Annotated in this window: 14 protein-coding genes; 11 read left to right on the forward strand and 3 right to left on the reverse strand. The window is 73.4% G+C overall.

The features are described 5' to 3' along the window. The first annotated feature begins 11 nt into the window (after positions 1 to 11). The 4 genes from F1615_RS27150 to sucD all read left to right on the forward strand — a co-directional run bounded on the left by F1615_RS27150 (position 12) and on the right by sucD (position 4,994). The gene (locus tag F1615_RS27150; RefSeq protein ID WP_149551673.1) at positions 12 to 1,175 is read left to right on the forward strand and encodes a vWA domain-containing protein; all 1,164 of its coding nucleotides are present in this window, start codon (positions 12 to 14) and stop codon (positions 1,173 to 1,175) included. 154 nt (positions 1,176 to 1,329) lie between these two features. After that, on the forward strand, positions 1,330 to 2,316 hold the full coding sequence (locus F1615_RS27155; RefSeq protein ID WP_149551674.1) for a hypothetical protein: 987 nt from the start codon (positions 1,330 to 1,332) through the stop codon (positions 2,314 to 2,316). Between the two features lie 593 nt (positions 2,317 to 2,909). Then, entirely contained in the window at positions 2,910 to 4,088 is a 1,179-nt protein-coding gene (gene sucC / locus F1615_RS27160) for an ADP-forming succinate--CoA ligase subunit beta (RefSeq protein ID WP_149551675.1), read from the forward strand. Between the two features lie 21 nt (positions 4,089 to 4,109). Further along, positions 4,110 to 4,994, forward strand: coding sequence for a succinate--CoA ligase subunit alpha (gene sucD, locus F1615_RS27165; protein WP_037932967.1), 885 nt, complete (start codon positions 4,110 to 4,112; stop codon positions 4,992 to 4,994). 78 nt (positions 4,995 to 5,072) lie between these two features. Here the strand turns inward: sucD and F1615_RS27170 are convergent, their stop codons facing one another. After that, complete coding sequence (locus F1615_RS27170; protein ID WP_149551676.1) at positions 5,073 to 6,233, reverse strand: helix-turn-helix domain-containing protein; 1,161 nt, start codon at positions 6,231 to 6,233, stop codon at positions 5,073 to 5,075. 96 nt (positions 6,234 to 6,329) lie between these two features. Here F1615_RS27170 and F1615_RS27175 point away from each other — a divergent pair, with 96 nt between their 5' ends. Beyond that, a complete protein-coding gene (locus F1615_RS27175; protein ID WP_244328870.1) occupies positions 6,330 to 8,018 on the forward strand; it encodes a DUF6350 family protein in 1,689 nt (562 codons plus the stop codon). A 28-nt stretch (positions 8,019 to 8,046) separates the two neighbouring features. On the opposite strand, the gene F1615_RS27180 is transcribed toward F1615_RS27175, so the two are convergent. Further along, positions 8,047 to 8,829: a hypothetical protein gene (locus F1615_RS27180; protein ID WP_149551677.1), complete on the reverse strand. Its 783-nt coding sequence runs from the start codon at positions 8,827 to 8,829 to the stop codon at positions 8,047 to 8,049. A gap of 381 nt (positions 8,830 to 9,210) precedes the next feature. Between F1615_RS27180 and purN the strand changes: the two genes are divergently transcribed. Continuing rightward, positions 9,211 to 9,849: a phosphoribosylglycinamide formyltransferase gene (gene purN / locus F1615_RS27185; RefSeq protein WP_149551678.1), complete on the forward strand. Its 639-nt coding sequence runs from the start codon at positions 9,211 to 9,213 to the stop codon at positions 9,847 to 9,849. After that, positions 9,846 to 11,432: a bifunctional phosphoribosylaminoimidazolecarboxamide formyltransferase/IMP cyclohydrolase gene (gene purH / locus F1615_RS27190; protein ID WP_149551679.1), complete on the forward strand. Its 1,587-nt coding sequence runs from the start codon at positions 9,846 to 9,848 to the stop codon at positions 11,430 to 11,432. Before purN ends, purH begins: the two co-directional genes overlap by 4 nt. 136 nt (positions 11,433 to 11,568) lie before the next feature. Here the strand turns inward: purH and F1615_RS27195 are convergent, their stop codons facing one another. Further along, positions 11,569 to 12,159: a hypothetical protein gene (locus F1615_RS27195; RefSeq protein ID WP_149551680.1), complete on the reverse strand. Its 591-nt coding sequence runs from the start codon at positions 12,157 to 12,159 to the stop codon at positions 11,569 to 11,571. A gap of 294 nt (positions 12,160 to 12,453) precedes the next feature. Here F1615_RS27195 and F1615_RS27200 point away from each other — a divergent pair, with 294 nt between their 5' ends. The 4 genes from F1615_RS27200 (at position 12,454) to F1615_RS27215 (ending at position 16,943) form a co-directional block, all read left to right on the forward strand. Beyond that, positions 12,454 to 13,308 carry a bifunctional methylenetetrahydrofolate dehydrogenase/methenyltetrahydrofolate cyclohydrolase gene (locus tag F1615_RS27200; RefSeq protein ID WP_149551681.1) on the forward strand — a complete coding sequence of 285 codons (855 nt, stop codon included), beginning with the start codon at positions 12,454 to 12,456 and terminating at the stop codon, positions 13,306 to 13,308. After that, the gene (locus F1615_RS27205) at positions 13,298 to 13,795 is read left to right on the forward strand and encodes a DUF3017 domain-containing protein (RefSeq protein WP_149551682.1); all 498 of its coding nucleotides are present in this window, start codon (positions 13,298 to 13,300) and stop codon (positions 13,793 to 13,795) included. The genes F1615_RS27200 and F1615_RS27205 overlap by 11 nt, the downstream gene beginning before the upstream one ends. Positions 13,796 to 14,334: 539 nt before the next feature. After that, positions 14,335 to 15,501, forward strand: a complete 1,167-nt coding sequence (locus F1615_RS27210) for a helix-turn-helix domain-containing protein (RefSeq protein WP_149551683.1) — start codon at positions 14,335 to 14,337, stop codon at positions 15,499 to 15,501. Positions 15,502 to 15,953: 452 nt separating this feature from the next. Next, a complete protein-coding gene (locus F1615_RS27215) occupies positions 15,954 to 16,943 on the forward strand; it encodes a malate dehydrogenase (RefSeq protein WP_149551684.1) in 990 nt (329 codons plus the stop codon). Positions 16,944 to 16,976: the final 33 nt, after the last annotated feature.

The raw sequence follows: 16,976 nt of genomic DNA on the forward strand, positions 1-16,976 counted from the left end.
GGGAGGCACGCATGACCACCGCGACGACGGACCCGGCGCGGGAGCGGCTGCGCAGATGGCGCCTCGTGCTCGGCGGGGACGCGGCCGACGGGACGGGCCGCGCGCTGTCCGGGCGGGACGCCGCGATGGACGGGGCGCTCGCCGCGCTCTACGGCAAGGGGGACGGGCCGCGGCCGGGACGCGACCGCTCGGCGGGGCTCGGGGCGTCGGCGCCGTCGGTGGCCCGCTGGCTCGGGGACATCCGGACCTACTTCCCCTCCCCGGTCGTCCAGGTCATGCAGCGCGACGCCATCGACCGGCTCGGCCTCGCCACCCTCCTGCTGGAACCGGAGATGCTGGAGGCGGTCGAGGCCGACGTCCACCTCGTCGGCACCCTGCTGTCGCTGAACGAGGCGATGCCGGAGACGACCAAGCAGACGGCACGGGCCGTCGTGCGCAAGGTCGTCGAGGACCTGGAGAAGCGGCTCGCCACCCGCACCCGGGCCACCCTCACCGGCGCGCTCGACCGCAGCGCCCGCGTCAGCCGGCCGCGCCACCACGACATCGACTGGAACCGCACGATCGCGGCCAACCTCAAGCACTACCTCCCGGAGTACCGGACGGTCGTGCCCGAGCGGCTCGTCGGCTACGGGCACGCCTCGCAGTCGGTGAAGAAGGAGGTGGTCCTCTGCGTCGACCAGTCCGGGTCGATGGCGGCGTCCGTCGTCCACGCGTCGGTGTTCGGGGCGGTGCTCGCGTCGATGCGGTCGATCAGCACACGGCTCGTCGTGTTCGACACGGCGGTCGTCGACCTCACCGACCAGCTCGACGATCCCGTCGACGTGCTCTTCGGCACCCGGCTCGGCGGCGGCACGGACATCAACCGGGCGCTCGCGTACTGCCAGTCGCGGATCACCCGCCCGGCGGAGACGGTGGTGGTGCTGATCAGCGACCTCTACGAAGGGGGGATACGCGACGAGATGCTCAAGCGGGTGGCGGCGATGAAGGCGTCGGGGGTGCAGTTCGTGACGCTGCTCGCGCTGTCCGACGAGGGGGCGCCGGCCTACGACAGGGAGCACGCGGCGGCGCTTGCCGCCCTGGGCACGCCGGCGTTCGCCTGCACGCCCGATCTGTTCCCCGAGGTGATGGCGGCGGCGATCGAGAGGCGGCCGTTGCCGGTACCGGACGCGGGGTGACAGGGACGGATTCCGGCCGATGAGAACAGACATGACTGACCATCGGTAACAGCGGACTTGCGCACCCTCAGGAGTCGCGTGCGAGGATCGGCGCTGTTCGATTCGGATACGTACAGCGTCCCCACACGCCCCGCCGTCCGGGAGGAATCCCGTCGTGACCTGGTCCCCCGCCGTGTCCGGGGCCGCTCCGCGCGCGCTGCGCGCGGCGGCCGGGCGGCGTGCGGTCCAGCTGGCGCTGCTGGTGGGCGCGGTGTTCGTGCTCGGTGTGCTGTGCGGGGAGCGGGCGCAGGCGGCGGACGGCGTGCCGGTGCGGGAGAGCTCCGCCGCGGGGGCCCCGGTGGCGACCGGCCCGCGCACCCCGTCCGGGGGGAACGCTCCCGGGTCGCTCGTCGACGCCCTCACCGTGCCGCGCCCGGAGGCGGCCGACCCGGTCCGTCCGCTGACCGGGACCGCGGTCCGGTCCGTGGAGGAGCGGGTCGTGCGGCCGGCCGGGGAGCTGGTGGGCACGGTGACCGGCGGGCTGGACGAGGCATCCGGGGCACTGCCCGCGCTGCCTGCTCTCCCCGCCCCACCCGGCCCGGAGCAGCCCGTGCCGCTGCCGGACGTCCCGGTGCTGCCCGAGGCCCCGGCGCAGACCCTTCCCGAGCCGGCCGTCCCCGGCCCGGATCAGCCGTCCTCCCCGGCACCCGCCGTGCCCGCCGTGCCCACTCCGGGAGCCCCGGGAGCCCCGGGAGCCCCGAGTGCCGCGGAGGCCGCCGGTACCCCGGGCACCTCCTCCGGAGTCCCGGACGGCCCGGCCCGCGCCGCGGACCCCGCCCTGCACGGTCCGCGGCTCACCGGCGTCGGCAGCGGGACGCACGGCCGCCCCGGAGACCAGGGCGGCCGCGGACGCGGCGCCGTCGCCCGTGTCGACGTACCCGCCGGACCTGTCCTCGCTCCGTACGCGCCGGCCGGTGGCCGGCCGGACGGCGCCACGGGCACCGGCTCGGTGACGGACCACGGCACACCGCGGCACGGTGACGCGTGCGCCGTCCCCGCGTTTCACCGTCCCGCGCCCCGGCTCGTGCCCGGCCCCGCCGCGCCCGCCGAGACGGCCGGGACACGGGACCGTTGCCGGGACGTCCCGGTCTCACCCGCCTAGGGCGGCGCCCCGCCTCGCAGCGGACGTATGCGCGCGACGGCGGAGCGGGCGGGCCCGCGCGGACCCGTCCCTCCCGCCCCGGCGGGAACCGGCGCGGACCGCCCTCCACGACGTCCTCCATTGCGCGCACCCGCCTCCCCACCCGCTTCTGGCTCGCGGGTGACGAAGGACTCCGCGGGGCATCACGCCCCGGACAGCCGAAAGCCGTCGGCTCGTCCGGCCGCACCCTCGCGGAGGGGCGGCCGGCCCTCATTGGGGTGAGGGCCGGTCCACCCCGCAACCCAGGACCACAGGGCGTCCAGCGCCCTCCGGGTTGTTCGCACGGGCCTCACCGGGTCAACCCCAGCCCGGTGAGGCCCCTCACCCCAGGCACGCCGTGCCAGAGAACGCGGCATCATGTGACAGGTATCACCGCTCACGTGTGACCCGCGATTTAGAGAGGTCACCCATGCGGCGATAACCTGCGAGACGGACATGCCGCGCGCTCGGACACCGTGTGCGCCTCCCTTGTGACACAGCGGACGTCACGTTGCCCTTCGCGGCACGCCCACGCATCCAACGAACCGCGAGATCACTGATAGGGACGGAAGCGCGTGGACCTGTTCGAGTACCAGGCGAGGGACCTCTTCGCCAAGCACGATGTACCGGTGCTGGCCGGTGAAGTCATCGACACGCCTGAGGCGGCCCGCGCAGCCACCGAGCGTCTCGGTGGCAAGTCCGTCGTCAAGGCCCAGGTGAAGGTCGGTGGCCGCGGCAAGGCCGGCGGCGTCAAGCTCGCCGCGACCCCGGACGAGGCCGTCGCCCGCGCGACGGACATCCTCGGCATGGACATCAAGGGCCACACGGTCCACAAGGTGATGATCGCCGAGACGGCCCCGGAGATCCTGGAGGAGTACTACGTCTCCTTCCTCCTCGACCGTGCCAACCGCACCTTCCTCTCCATCGCCTCCGTCGAGGGCGGCGTGGAGATCGAGGAGGTGGCGGCCACCCGTCCGGAGGCCGTCGCCAAGACCCCGATCGACGCCAACGAGGGTGTGACCCCCGCCAAGGCGCGCGAGATCGTCGAGGCCGCGAACTTCCCGGCCGAGGTCGCCGACAAGGTCGCCGACATCCTGGTCACCCTGTGGAAGACCTTCGTCGCCGAGGACGCGCTCCTCGTCGAGGTCAACCCGCTGGCCAAGGTCGCCTCCGGTGACGTCATCGCCCTCGACGGCAAGGTGACCCTGGACGACAACGCCGAGTTCCGTCACCCCGACCACGAGGCCCTCCAGGACAAGGCCGCGGCCAACCCGCTCGAGGCCGCCGCCAAGGAGAAGAACCTCAACTACGTCAAGCTCGACGGCGAGGTCGGCATCATCGGCAACGGCGCGGGTCTCGTCATGAGCACCCTGGACGTCGTCGCCTACGCCGGTGAGGCGCACGGCGGCGTCAAGCCCGCCAACTTCCTCGACATCGGCGGCGGCGCCTCCGCCGCCGTCATGGCGAACGGCCTGGAGATCATCCTCGGCGACCCGGACGTCAAGTCCGTCTTCGTCAACGTCTTCGGCGGCATCACCGCCTGCGACGAGGTCGCCAACGGCATCGTGCAGGCGCTGCAGCTGCTCGCGGACAGGGGCGAGGAAGTCACCAAGCCCCTGGTCGTCCGTCTCGACGGCAACAACGCCGAGCTGGGTCGCAAGATCCTCTCCGACGCCAACCACCCGCTGGTGCAGCGCGTGGACACCATGGACGGCGCGGCCGACAAGGCCGCCGAGCTCGCGGCTGCGAAGTAAGGAAGAGGGACTCAGACAGCCATGGCTATCTTCCTCAACAAGGACTCCAAGGTCATCGTCCAGGGCATGACCGGTGCCACGGGCATGAAGCACACCAAGCTCATGCTGGCCGACGGCACGAACATCGTCGGTGGCGTGAACCCCCGCAAGGCGGGCACGTCGGTCGACATCGACGGCAACGAGATCCCGGTCTTCGGCACGGTCGCCGAGGCGATGGAGAAGACGGGCGCCAACGTGTCCGTCCTCTTCGTGCCGCCGGCCTTCGCCAAGGCCGCCGTCGTCGAGGCCATCGACGCCGAGATCCCGCTCGCGGTCGTCATCACCGAGGGCATCGCGGTGCACGACTCCGCCGCCTTCTACGCGTACGCCGTGGAGAAGGGCAACAAGACCCGGATCATCGGCCCCAACTGCCCGGGTCTGATCAGCCCCGGCCAGTCGAACGCCGGCATCATCCCGGGCGACATCACCAAGCCGGGCCGCATCGGCCTGGTCTCGAAGTCCGGCACGCTGACGTACCAGATGATGTACGAGCTGCGTGACATCGGCTTCTCCTCCGCCGTGGGCATCGGCGGCGACCCGGTCATCGGCACCACGCACATCGACGCGCTCGCCGCGTTCGAGGCCGACCCCGACACCGACCTGATCGTGATGATCGGTGAGATCGGCGGCGACGCCGAGGAGCGGGCCGCGGCCTACATCAAGGAGAACGTGAAGAAGCCGGTCGTCGGCTACGTCGCGGGCTTCACCGCGCCCGAGGGCAAGACCATGGGCCACGCCGGCGCCATCGTCTCCGGTTCCTCCGGCACGGCCGCCGCGAAGAAGGAGGCCCTCGAGGCCGCCGGCGTCAAGGTCGGCAAGACGCCGACCGAGACGGCGAAGCTGGCGCGCGCGATCCTCGCCGGCTGAGTCACTCGCACGGAGCACGGCACGGGTGGGCCCGTTCCCCGCAAGGGGGGACGGGCCCACCGTCGTCGCCGCGCCGGGTCACCGCGCCTGCGGCAGCAGCCGTTCCGTTCCCCCCGGCAGCTCCTCCCGCAGACGGGCGCGCAGCTCCCGCTCGTCCTCCGACAGGGGGCCGGGCGCCATCCGCGGCGGTACACCCCGCACCGTCCCGCCCGGCGGCACCGGCGGCTCGTAGCGGGTGGGCGCCGTGTGCAGGGTGAGGCCCGTGGTGCCGATCAGGGCGACCGTGAAGGCGATGGCCGCCCGGGTCCGGAAACGCGCCCGGCGCTCGCTGCCGCCGCGCACCGCCGGCGGCTCGGCCGCCCGCAGCCGTCCGGTGGACGCCAGCTCGGCGAGCCGCTGGTGCAGCTCCCGCGGATCCGACAGCTCCGGCAGCCGGGCGGCGACGGTCTCCCGCGCGTGCGTCAGCCGGCCGGCCGTCGCCCGGGTGCTGGCCTCCGTCTCCGCGGCCGTCTCCGGCAGGTCGAGGCCGACCCCGTCGTACAGCAGAAGCGTGCGGCGGTACGGCGGCGGCAGACGCAGCAGCGTCTCCAGGAGCGCGCGGTCCTCCTCGTCGGGGGGCGGCGGTTCGGGCTGCCGGTGGCGGCGGCGGAACCGGTGCCACGGGGACAGCGCCCACTCGTACGCCGCCGCGCGCACCCACCCGGCCGGGTCCGGGTCCCGGGCCACCTCGGGCCAGCGGTCCCAGGCCAGCTGGAAGGCGCGCTCCACGGACTCGCGGGCGAGGTCGCGGCGGCCGCTGAGCAGATACGTCTGCCGGACGAGCGCCGGGGCGCAGAAGGAGTACAGGGCGTCGAAGGCCTGAGCGGGCGTCAGGCCGGGGCTCTCCTCGGCGGCCGGCGGGGGCGCCTGCGCGAACGCGGAGGGTTCCGGCGCGACCGCCGCGGGGTCGCCCGGCCCGTCCGGACACACCGTCACCACCGCGGCGTCCTCCTCCTGCCGACGACCGAGTACGGATGCCCCGGCGGCCTTCCCCACGGGCTCGGCCAGACCGGCCAGCAGCCTCGCGTACGCCTCCCGGTTCCGGCCGCGCGGCGTGCTGCGGCCGCACTCCCACGCACGCACGGTCCCGGGCCGTACGCCGACCCGCTCGGCGAGCTGAGCCCGCGTCAGCGAGCCCGCCTCGCGCAGGCGTCGGCGTTCCTTGGGCGGAGGAAGCGGGGTGGCAGGGCTCCGCGTCACCGGGCGCCCCTCCGTACAGAAAAGTACATAAACGTATATTGAGCGACACAGCCGGGCTTCGCGCGTTACACCGGGAAAGCGCGTGTCGTTGGGAGCATGGCGGGCGTGATCCAGATGACCGCTCGCCGTTCGACGCCGTCCGCCCTGCTCACCCGGATGCGTGACCGCTCGCCCGGGCTGGCCTCCGGCTTCCTCGGCGGCGCCCTCGCGGCCGGGCTCGGACTCGCGGCGTTCACCGTGCTCGTGATGCTGCTGTGGATCAGCTCGCCCTACCCCGACAGCGGACCCGGCGGCGCCCTGCACATCGCGGCCGCGATGTGGCTGCTGGCGCACGGCGCCGAACTGGTCCGCGCCGACACCCTCTCCGGCGTCCCCGCCCCGATGGGCGTCCCCCCGCTGCTGCTGCTCGCGCTGCCGGTCTGGCTGCTGCACCGCGCGGCCCGCGACGCGGCCGACGCGGACGCGGGTGACGAGGCCCCGCTGGTCCCCGGCCGGACGGCGCTGGCGGGCGTCGTCCTCGGCTACCTCGCCGTCGGCGCGCCCACCGCGCTCTACGCCGCCGGCGGTGCGCTGCGGCCCGCGTGGGGGTGGACGGGGGTGTGCGTGCCGCTGCTCGCCGTGCTGGCCGCGGGGACGGGAGTGTGGTCGGCGTACGGCCGTCCGAGCGGCCCCCTGGAGCGGGTGCTGGGCCGGGTGCTGCCGAGGGGCCTGCGCCATCTGGTCCTCGGGCCGGACGGCCGGCCCGGGGTCGCGGCGCGGGCCGCGACGGCCGGGGCGACGGTCCTGGTGGGCGGCGGGGCGCTGCTCCTCGCGGTGTCACTGGGGTGGCACGGCGGGGAGACCCGGGCGGCGCTCCTGCGACTGACCGAGGGCTGGTCGGGCTGGGTGGCCGTGCTGCTGCTCTGCGTCGCGCTGGCGCCGAACGCCGCGGTGTGGGCGGCGGCCTACGCCCTCGGCCCCGGCTTCCTGCTCGGCGACGCCACCCCGGTGACTCCGCTCGCCTCCGCGCCGGCCCCACCACTGCCGCCGTTCCCCCTGCTCGCGGCGGTACCGGACGCGGGAGAGGGTACGCCGGTGAACTGGGCGGCCGCGGCGGTTCCGGTGGCGGCCGGGGTGGTGGCGGGGTGGTACGTGGGCCGGGGCGCCACGATCAGCGGGCGGGCGCCGGCCCCCGTCTGGACGCCCGGCCGGACCGCGGGCGCGGCGGTGCTGGCGGCCGTGCTGTGCGGGGCCCTGCTGTCGGTGCTCGCCGCGCTCGCGGGCGGTCCGCTGGGAGTGGCGGCGCTCTCCCGGTTCGGCCCGGTGTGGTGGCAGGTGGGGGCGGCGACACTGGTGTGGCTCGCGTTCACGGCGGTCGCGACGTCGCTGGCGGTACGGGCCTGGCGGGCCCGCCCGCTGGCCGGCGCCCCGCCGGCACGGATCCCGGGACCCGGCAGCCCGGGCCCACGACTTCCGCGCGCCGGCCACCCGGGCGGCCGGCGGTCCCGTTCCTTCCGCTTCGGCGCGGGGGGCGGCCGGGGGACAACGGCCGCCGGACGCGCGCGACGGCAACCGGCGCCCGCGATCCCGGAGGACGACCCGGGCGAGCCGTACCTGCTCCTCGACCACGACATCCTGGACGTCGCCCGCGACGGAGCTCCGCACCGGAGCCCCGCCCCGTCCGCCGAACCCGGGCCACCGGCGACGGCACCCGGGGTGCCCGCCGCGTCCGGGGCCGGCGAGCCGTACCCGCTCCCCGGCGGCGACGACCTGGACCACGTCCGTGATCGCGCCGACGAGCGCTAGGCCGGCACGGACCGGGTCTGCACGGCCACTACCCCTCGTCCAGCAGGCCGCGGAGCTCCTCCGGCAGGAGGTCGCTGCAGCCCTGGCGCGCCTCCTGGGTGAGGGCGTCGTTGGTGCAGGTGTAGTAGTCGCTGTACACGAGCTGGGCGGCGAAGGACGCGGCGACCAGCGCGAGCGCCAGGGACGCGGTGACCAGACCGCTCACCGCTGCCGTGGTCTGCGGGCGGCCCTTCTGCTCGGGCGCCGGGGAGTCCGGGTCCTGCGCACGGGGCTTGGCGCGCAGGGCGCTGATGCCCCAGTACAGGGCGAGCGCACCCAGCAGCAGCGCGACGTACGGCCAGCTGAACAGGGCGAAGAAGAAGGCCCACATGCCGGACAGCAGGGCGTACCGCGCCCTGCGCTGGGCCGGGTCCGTGGGGTCCCAGCGCGGTCCGGGGCTCTGGGAGCCGCCGCCCTGCCCCTCGGGGCCGCGCGGGCGCTCGCCGAAGCCGCCGGGGGAGCGGCCGGGCTGGCGGTCGCTCCAGTTCCGGCCCCAGGGAGAGCGGCCGCCCTCCCCGCCCGAGGGGTGCCTCGGCTGCCACGGCCGGTCGGGAGTCCCCTCCGGCGGCGGTGCGAACGGGTTGTCGTCCTGGGAGCCCTGCGTACCCCCGGAGCCCTCCGAGTCGCGGCGCCGGTCGTCGCCGCTGCCCCGGCCCTGGGGCGCGTCGGGCGGGGAGGAGGGGCGCTCCCGCAGCAGCACGGCGCCACGCTCCCCTCCCTGGGCCGACTGCTGGGGGAACGTGAGGAGTCGCAGGCTGCGGTACGGCGTCAAGTGAGCGTCTTCCCCTTAATGAAGCACGGCGTGGTCCGGCGCAACCGCCTCGCACGACGTATCGACTACGACTGAGCTGTGAGCTGGTGCGTTCCCGTCAGCTCTCCAGGCCCGGGTCCGTCATCCTGTGAACGCTCGGTGCGCGGGCGGCGTTCCCACGCGCCCCCAGCGTTCCCGGACCGGCTTTCGGGGACCGGCTCGTCCCAGACGCTACCTTCCGGCCACGCCCCCGTCCCCCGGGGGCCGCCCGGTGTGCCGGTATCGTTGCTGACGGTCGGCCGCTTCGTAGGCTTCCCCGTATCCGGGACCACGAAGCATTCGTATGAATGTACAAGCGCTGTGCCGCCGACCGTACAGACGCTCCCGAGAAAGGGCCCCACCGTGGCCGCCAAGCCCGTGGCCGAGCGCGCCAGGCGTCTCGTCGTGCTGGTCTCCGGATCCGGCACCAATCTGCAGGCGCTCCTCGACGAGATCGCCGCCACCGGCGCCGAGGCGTACGGCGCCGAGATCGTGGCCGTCGGCGCCGACCGCGAGGGCATCGAGGGACTGGCCCGCGCCGAGCGCGCCGGGCTGCCGACCTTCGTGTGCAGGGTCAAGGACCACCCGACCCGCGAGGCGTGGGACGCGGCGCTCGCCGAGGCCGTCGCCGCCCACGAGCCCGACCTCGTGGTGTCCGCCGGGTTCATGAAGATCGTGGGGAAGGAGTTCCTCGCGCGCTTCGGCGGGCGGTTCGTCAACACCCACCCCGCCCTGCTGCCCAGTTTCCCCGGGGCCCACGGCGTACGGGACGCGCTCGCGTACGGCGCCAGGGTCACCGGCTGCACCGTCCACTTCGTCGACGACGGCGTCGACACCGGGCCGATCATCGCGCAGGGCGTGGTGGAGGTACGGGACGAGGACGACGAGAGCGCTCTGCACGAGCGCATCAAGGAAGTCGAGCGAAGGCTGCTCGTCGAGGTCGTGGGGCGGCTCGCCCGCAACGGCTATCGCATTGAGGGACGAAAGGTAGTTATCCAGTGACCGCCGAGAGCAACAAGCGGGCCATCCGACGGGCGCTCGTCAGCGTCTACGACAAGACCGGCCTCGAGGACCTCGCGCGCGGCCTGCACGAGGCCGGCGTGGAGCTCGTCTCCACCGGGTCCACCGCCGCGAAGATCGCCGCCGCGGGCGTCCCCGTCACCAAGGTCGAGGAGCTCACCGGCTTCCCCGAGTGCCTGGACGGCCGCGTCAAGACCCTGCACCCGAAGGTCCACGCCGGCATCCTCGCCGACCTGCGCCTGGAGGACCACCGGCAGCAGCTGACCGAGCTGGGTGTGGAGCCGTTCGACCTCGTCGTCGTCAACCTCTACCCGTTCCGCGAGACCGTCGCCTCCGGCGCCACGCCCGACGAGTGCGTGGAGCAGATCGACATCGGTGGCCCCTCCATGGTGCGCGCCGCCGCCAAGAACCACCCGTCCGTCGCGGTCGTCACCAGCCCGGCGCGGTACGCCGACGTCCTTGCGGCCGTCCGCGACGGCGGCTTCGACCTGACCACCCGCAAGCGCCTCGCCGCGGAGGCCTTCCAGCACACGGCCACGTACGACGTGGCGGTCGCCTCGTGGTTCGCCTCGTCCTACGCGCCGGTGGACGCTGCGGCCGACAGCGGCTCCGCCGCGGGGCGGTTCCCGGACTTCCTCGGCGCGACCTGGGAGCGCAAGAACACCCTCCGCTACGGCGAGAACCCGCACCAGCCGGCCGCCCTGTACGTGTCGGGGACGGGCGGCCTCGCCGAGGCCGAGCAGCTGCACGGCAAGGAGATGTCGTACAACAACTACACCGACACGGACGCCGCCCTGCGTGCCGCGTACGACCACGACGCCCCGGCCGTCGCGATCATCAAGCACGCCAACCCGTGCGGCATCGCGGTCGGCGCGGACGTCGCGGAGGCGCACCGCAAGGCGCACGCCTGCGACCCGCTGTCGGCGTTCGGCGGTGTCATCGCGGTCAACCGTCCGGTGTCCAGGGAGATGGCCGAGCAGGTCGCGGAGATCTTCACCGAGGTCATCGTCGCGCCGGACTACGAGGAGGGGGCCCTCGACGCCCTCACCAAGAAGAAGAACATCCGCGTCCTGCGCGCCCCCGAGGCCCCGTCCGCCCCGGTCGAGGTCAAGCCGATCGACGGTGGCGCCCTCCTCCAGGTCACCGACCGCCTCCAGGCCGAGGGCGACGACCCGGCGACCTGGACGCTGGCCACCGGCGAGGCCCTCTCCGAGGCGGAGCTGGCCGACCTCGCCTTCGCCTGGAGGGCCTGCCGCGCGGTGAAGTCCAACGCCATCCTGCTCGCCAAGGACGGCGCCTCCGTCGGCGTCGGCATGGGCCAGGTCAACCGCGTCGACTCCGCGAAGCTGGCGGTGGAGCGCGCCGGCGCCGAGCGCGCGCGAGGGTCCTACGCCGCCTCCGACGCGTTCTTCCCGTTCCCCGACGGCCTGGAGATCCTCACCGGGGCCGGGGTGAAGGCCGTGGTCCAGCCCGGCGGTTCGGTCCGCGACGAACTCGTCGTCGAGGCCGCGAAGAAGGCGGGCGTGACGATGTACTTCACGGGCACGCGCCACTTCTTCCACTGACCGCTGACCGCTGACCGCTGACGGCTGGCGGTTGTCGGCTGACGTCACGCCCAGGGGCCGTGTCCCACCACCGAAGGTGGGACACGGCCCCTGGGCGTGAGACGGCGCGGACGTCCAGCGGTTCCGCGCCGGTGATTCAGTACCGCGGTCGCCTGAACCATTCCGCGCTGGTCCGCTTCGCCGCGAAGACGATCACCAGGATCGAGACGATCATGATGACCAGGCCGAGGCCGTAGAGGGCCAGCGAGAAGATGCCGCTGACGATCGCGAACGAGGCGTACACGATCGAGCAGACGCGGACGCCGTTGCCGCCCTTGGCGTACTGCAGCAGCAGCACCAGGCCGAGGATCGCGAACACGGCGGCCAGGCCGAGGAAGAAGACGACGACGCCCTTGCCCAGGTCGGCGTAGCGCTCGGCCTCGGCGTCACCGGTGATGCCGGCCTCGAGCATCGTCATGTCCCAGTCGGCGAGCGCCTTGCCGTACGCCGCCGCGATGATGACGTGCGCCACGGCGATGACCGCGAGCAGGATCTGCGCGGCACGCGTGAGGCCGGGCATCTGCGTGGGGGCGTAACCGCCGCCGTACGGCTGGGACACCGGCGGGGCCGCGGGGTAGCCGTAGCCCTGCTGCGGGACGCCGGGCTGCTGGGGGTAGCCGTAGCCGGGTCCGGCCGGGGGCTGCTGGGGCGGCTGCCCGTAGGGGTTGTTCGGGTCGCCGAAACTCATGGCGGTTCTTCCTCCGTTGCGCTTCAGGTGCGGGGACGACGCGAGGGCCGGCGCGGAGGAAGGTTCACAGATGCGGTCCGTCCCCCCGGTTCTGCCCGCGGCACTGTGCCACTCATCGTTCTTGACCGTTCCTTTCCTTGTCCAGCCGTACGCCGTATGTGTTGTGCAAGTGCAACATCACTGATCTTGGGCGGATTCGGGTGGAAGAGGTCCGGCCGCGGGCCGCGGGCCCCGCGACGGACCGGAATGCGGGCGGATTGGAACAGGGGACCGGTCATCCGCGAGGATGGGGCCATGACCGCCCAGATTCTCGATGGCAAGGCCACCGCAGCCGAGATCAAGTCCGATCTGACCGCCCGCGTGGCGGCGCTGAAGGAGAAGGGCGTCACGCCCGGCCTCGGCACGATCCTCGTCGGGGACGACCCCGGCAGCCAGAAGTACGTCGCAGGCAAGCACCGTGACTGTGCCCAGGTGGGCATCGCCTCCATCCAGCGTGAACTGCCGGGCACGGCCACGCAGGAGGAGATCGAGGCGGTCGTCCGGGAGCTCAACGAGGACCCCGCCTGCACCGGTTACATCGTCCAGCTCCCGCTGCCCAAGGGCATCGACGAGAACCGCATCCTCGAACTGATGGACCCGGAGAAGGACGCCGACGGCCTCCACCCGATGAACCTCGGCCGCCTCGTGCTCAACGAGCCGGCCCCCCTGCCCTGCACCCCCAACGGCATCATCACCCTGCTGCGCCGCCACGGCGTGGAGATCAAGGGCGCCGAGGTCGTGGTCGTCGGGCGCGGAGTGACCATCGGCCGCCCGATGCCGCTGCTGCTGACCCGGCGCAGCGAGAACGCCACCGTGACCCAGTGCCACACCGGCACGCGTGATCTGCCGGCCCATCTCCGTCGCGCGGACATCATCGTGGCGGCCGCGGGCAGCGCCCATCTGATCCGCCCCGAGGACGTCAAGCCGGGCGCGGCCGTCCTCGACGTCGGTGTCTCGCGCAGCGCCGAGGGCAAGATCGTGGGCGACGTCCACCCGGGCGTGGCCGAGGTGGCGGGCTGGGTCGCTCCGAACCCCGGCGGTGTCGGGCCGATGACGCGGGCCCAGCTCCTGGTCAACGTGGTCGAGGCGGCGGAGCGCAGTGTCGGCTGAGCGGAACGTCTCCGACGCCCCGGCGGCGCGGGAGCGGCCCGAGGACATCACGGTCCGTGATCCCGTCAGCGCGCCCGACGCCGAAGGCCGGCCGCGGCGCGCCACCCGCAGGTTCCCGCTGTTCACCCGGGACACCGCGCGTCCCGAGGGCGGGGGCAGGGCGGCGCCCGGTGACGCGCCCGCGCCCGCCCGCCAGTGGCCGATCCTCGCCGTGCTGCTCACGGTCGGGCTGGGGCTGCTGGTGACCGCGCTGGACCAGTTCCGGCTCGGCACGCTCCTGGTGGGCGTGGCCCTGGTGGCCGGGGCCCTGCTGCGCTGGCTGGTGCCGGACGTGGGCATGCTCGCGGTGCGCTCCCGCTTCACGGACATCGTCACGTACTCCGGGCTGGGCCTGGGCATCGTGATGCTGGCGCTGATGGTCCAGCCGGAGCCGAAGCTGAAGATCCCGTTCCTGGCGGACCTGCTGCACTTCACGATCAGCGGTTGAGCCGGAGGGGAAGCACCGTGAGCGGAGGCCCGTCCACACCCCCGTGAGAGGACGGGCCGCCGCCGCGCACCACACTCCTGCACGGAGAAGCGCCTGATCAACGGCTGTCCTGCCGCTGTGGCACGGAAGTGACCGTTCCGCTACGTGCTCCGGAATCCCCGTACAAGCCCGCGATGCGACCGCGACGTGTCCGCGACAAATGTGTGTCGGTCTCTGTCGATGTATTGACAAGTTCGGGGATGTACGACGAAGTGGTGGGACGGCGGGACCGGTGTGGACAATCAGGACGCCGCGGGATGTTCCGCTCACTTGTTCCGGGTTCTGTTCGGTCGAGGGGGCGACCGATGGGACACTGGAGCGCGAGCAGGCAGGCGTGCGACGTTGCGCGCCTGCGGCCCTGATGCTCCCGTGCGCCCCCACCCCGGGAACTGAGACCCTGCCTGGTGGCATCCCTGTGGGTAGCCAGAACGGGGACTCGGCAGAGGGCACCATGCGCGAGGGAAGAACCAGCACGAACCGGGGGGAAGAGGGGGGAAGCAATGCCTCGTTGGAAGGCCTTGCCCGAGGAACTCGATCCGCAGATCAGGGAGTTCACGAGCCAGCTCAGGCGGGTCGTGGACCGCAGCGGCCTGAGCGTCGCGTCGGTCTCCGACCGCACGGGCTACAGCAAGACGTCCTGGGAGCGTTACCTGAACGGCCGGCTGCTCGCGCCCAAGGGCGCGATCGTGGCGCTGGCCGAGGTCACCGGGACCAACCCGACGCACCTCACCACCATGTGGGAGCTCGCCGAGCGCGCCTGGAGCCGTTCGGAGATGCGTCACGACATGACGATGGAGGCGATCCGGATCTCGCAGGCGCGTGCCGCGCTCAGCGAGCTGTCCGGGCCGTCGTCGGGCGGCAGGTCCCGTAAGGGCGGGGCCGCGGTCCGTCCCGGTGTCGCGGGGCCGGCCGGTGTCGCGCCGAGCGTGCCGCCGCAGCCGACCGCCTCGGACGTGCGCGACGCCATCGACGGCGTACGGGAGGGCGACGGGCGGACCGGCTCGTCCGGCGGGAACTCCTGGGGGGTCTCCGGGCCCGGGTCGCCGGAGTCCGGCCGGCGCGGCCCCGGTGCCGCGGCACCGGCCGCCGGCGGGCACACGCCCGGCGCGCACGGCGCACCGCCCCGGGGCGCGTCCGGTCACGGCCGCTCGGGCGGCGGCTCCGGCCGGTCCGGGGGCAAGCGGCGGACGTCGACGTTCGTCGCGGGCGCGGTGGGGGCGCTGGTGGTGGTCGCCGCCGCGTTCTACGTCACCGGGACCGAGGGCGACAAGAAGGACGAGACGCAGAAGTCCCCGTCGCCCACCGTCACCACCGACGCGAACCTGCCCCCGGGCGTGGAGTGCAGCGGCGAGAGCTGTGACGGCAAGGACGCGGAGGTCATGGGGTGCAGCGGCGACCTCGTCACCACGGCGGAGACCGCGACCGTCGGCACCACCACGGTGGAGGTCCGCTACAGCAAGACCTGCGGCGCCGCCTGGGGCCGCATCACCCAGGCCACCCAGGGCGACACGGTCGAGATCACCTCGGGGACGTCGAAGCAGAACGACACCATCTCCGCGGCGGGCGACACGGTCACCTACACCATGATGGTGCCGGTCAAGAGCGCGGCGGACGTCAAGGCCTGCGTGACCCTGGCCGCGTCCGGCGAGAAGGGCTGCACCGAGTAGGACGCCCCCGCCGCTCCGGCCGGAACGCCGCTCCTGTGGGCCGTACGGGCGCATGTGTGTGGGGGTTTCGTGGGGACGTGAATGGGGGCGGGAAAGACGGGCAGGCGAAAAGTACCCCCCACGGGAGCCCGGCACGGTCGGTCCCCGACGGCGGCCGCCCCGCCCCAACCTCTCCCGGACGGAGCGGCCGCCCCCTTCCCGCCCTCCCGGACACCGCCTCCCGGATGTCCGAGTACGCGCACGGTCACTCTGTGGGGCGGGCCACAGGGAGCCCGGCGATCCGCGGTCGCGGATGCGCGATAGCCTGACCGCTGGATCTCTCTTGACGCCAAGAGATCGATCATGCGAACCGGTGATCGATCATCGTGGTGGACGCCGGTCACGAGCCGGAGCGGGATCCCGCACCCCGGGGCAGGGACCGCCCCACCGCCAGCTGTCATACGGAGAACGCCATGACCCGCACTCCCGTGAACGTCACCGTCACCGGCGCGGCCGGCCAGATCGGTTACGCCCTGCTCTTCCGCATCGCCTCCGGCCAGCTGCTCGGCGCGGACGTGCCGGTCAAGCTGCGCCTGCTGGAGATCACCCCGGCGCTGAAGGCCGCCGAGGGCACGGCCATGGAGCTGGACGACTGCGCGTTCCCGCTCCTGCAGGGCATCGACATCACGGACGACCCGAACGTGGCGTTCGACGGCGCCAACGTCGGCCTCCTCGTGGGCGCCCGCCCGCGTACCAAGGGCATGGAGCGCGGTGACCTCCTCGAGGCCAACGGCGGCATCTTCAAGCCGCAGGGCCAGGCCATCAACGCCCACGCCGCGGACGACATCCGCGTCCTGGTCGTCGGCAACCCGGCCAACACCAACGCCCTGATCGCCCAGGCCGCCGCGCCGGACGTACCCGCCGAGCGGTTCACCGCCATGACGCGCCTGGACCACAACCGCGCGCTGACCCAGCTGTCGAAGAAGACCGGCGTCCCGGTCTCCGAGATCAAGAAGCTGACGATCTGGGGCAACCACTCCGCCACCCAGTACCCGGACATCTTCCACGCCACCGTCGCCGGCAAGAACGCCGCCGAGGTCGTGGGCGACGAGAAGTGGCTGGCCGAGGACTTCATCCCGACCGTCGCCAAGCGCGGCGCCGCGATCATCGAGGCCCGTGGCGCCTCGTCGGCCGCCTCCGCCGCCAACGCCGCCATCGACCACGTGCACACCTGGGTCAACGGCACCGACGAGGGCGACTGGGTCTCCATGGGCATCCCGTCGGACGGCTCCTACGGCGTCCCGGAGGGCCTGATCTCCTCCTTCCCGGTCACCGTGAAGGACGGCGCGTACGAGATCGTGCAGGGTCTGGAGATCAACGACTTCTCCCGCGCCCGGATCGACGCCTCCGTCAAGGAGCTCGAGGAGGAGCGCGAGGCGGTCCGCGGACTCGGCCTCATCTGATCCCGCGAACGCAGGCCCACGGGCCCCGTACCG

Origin of the sequence: Streptomyces marokkonensis, assembly GCF_008312835.1 — a bacterium.
Classification (GTDB): Bacteria; Actinomycetota; Actinomycetes; order Streptomycetales; family Streptomycetaceae; genus Streptomyces; species Streptomyces marokkonensis_A.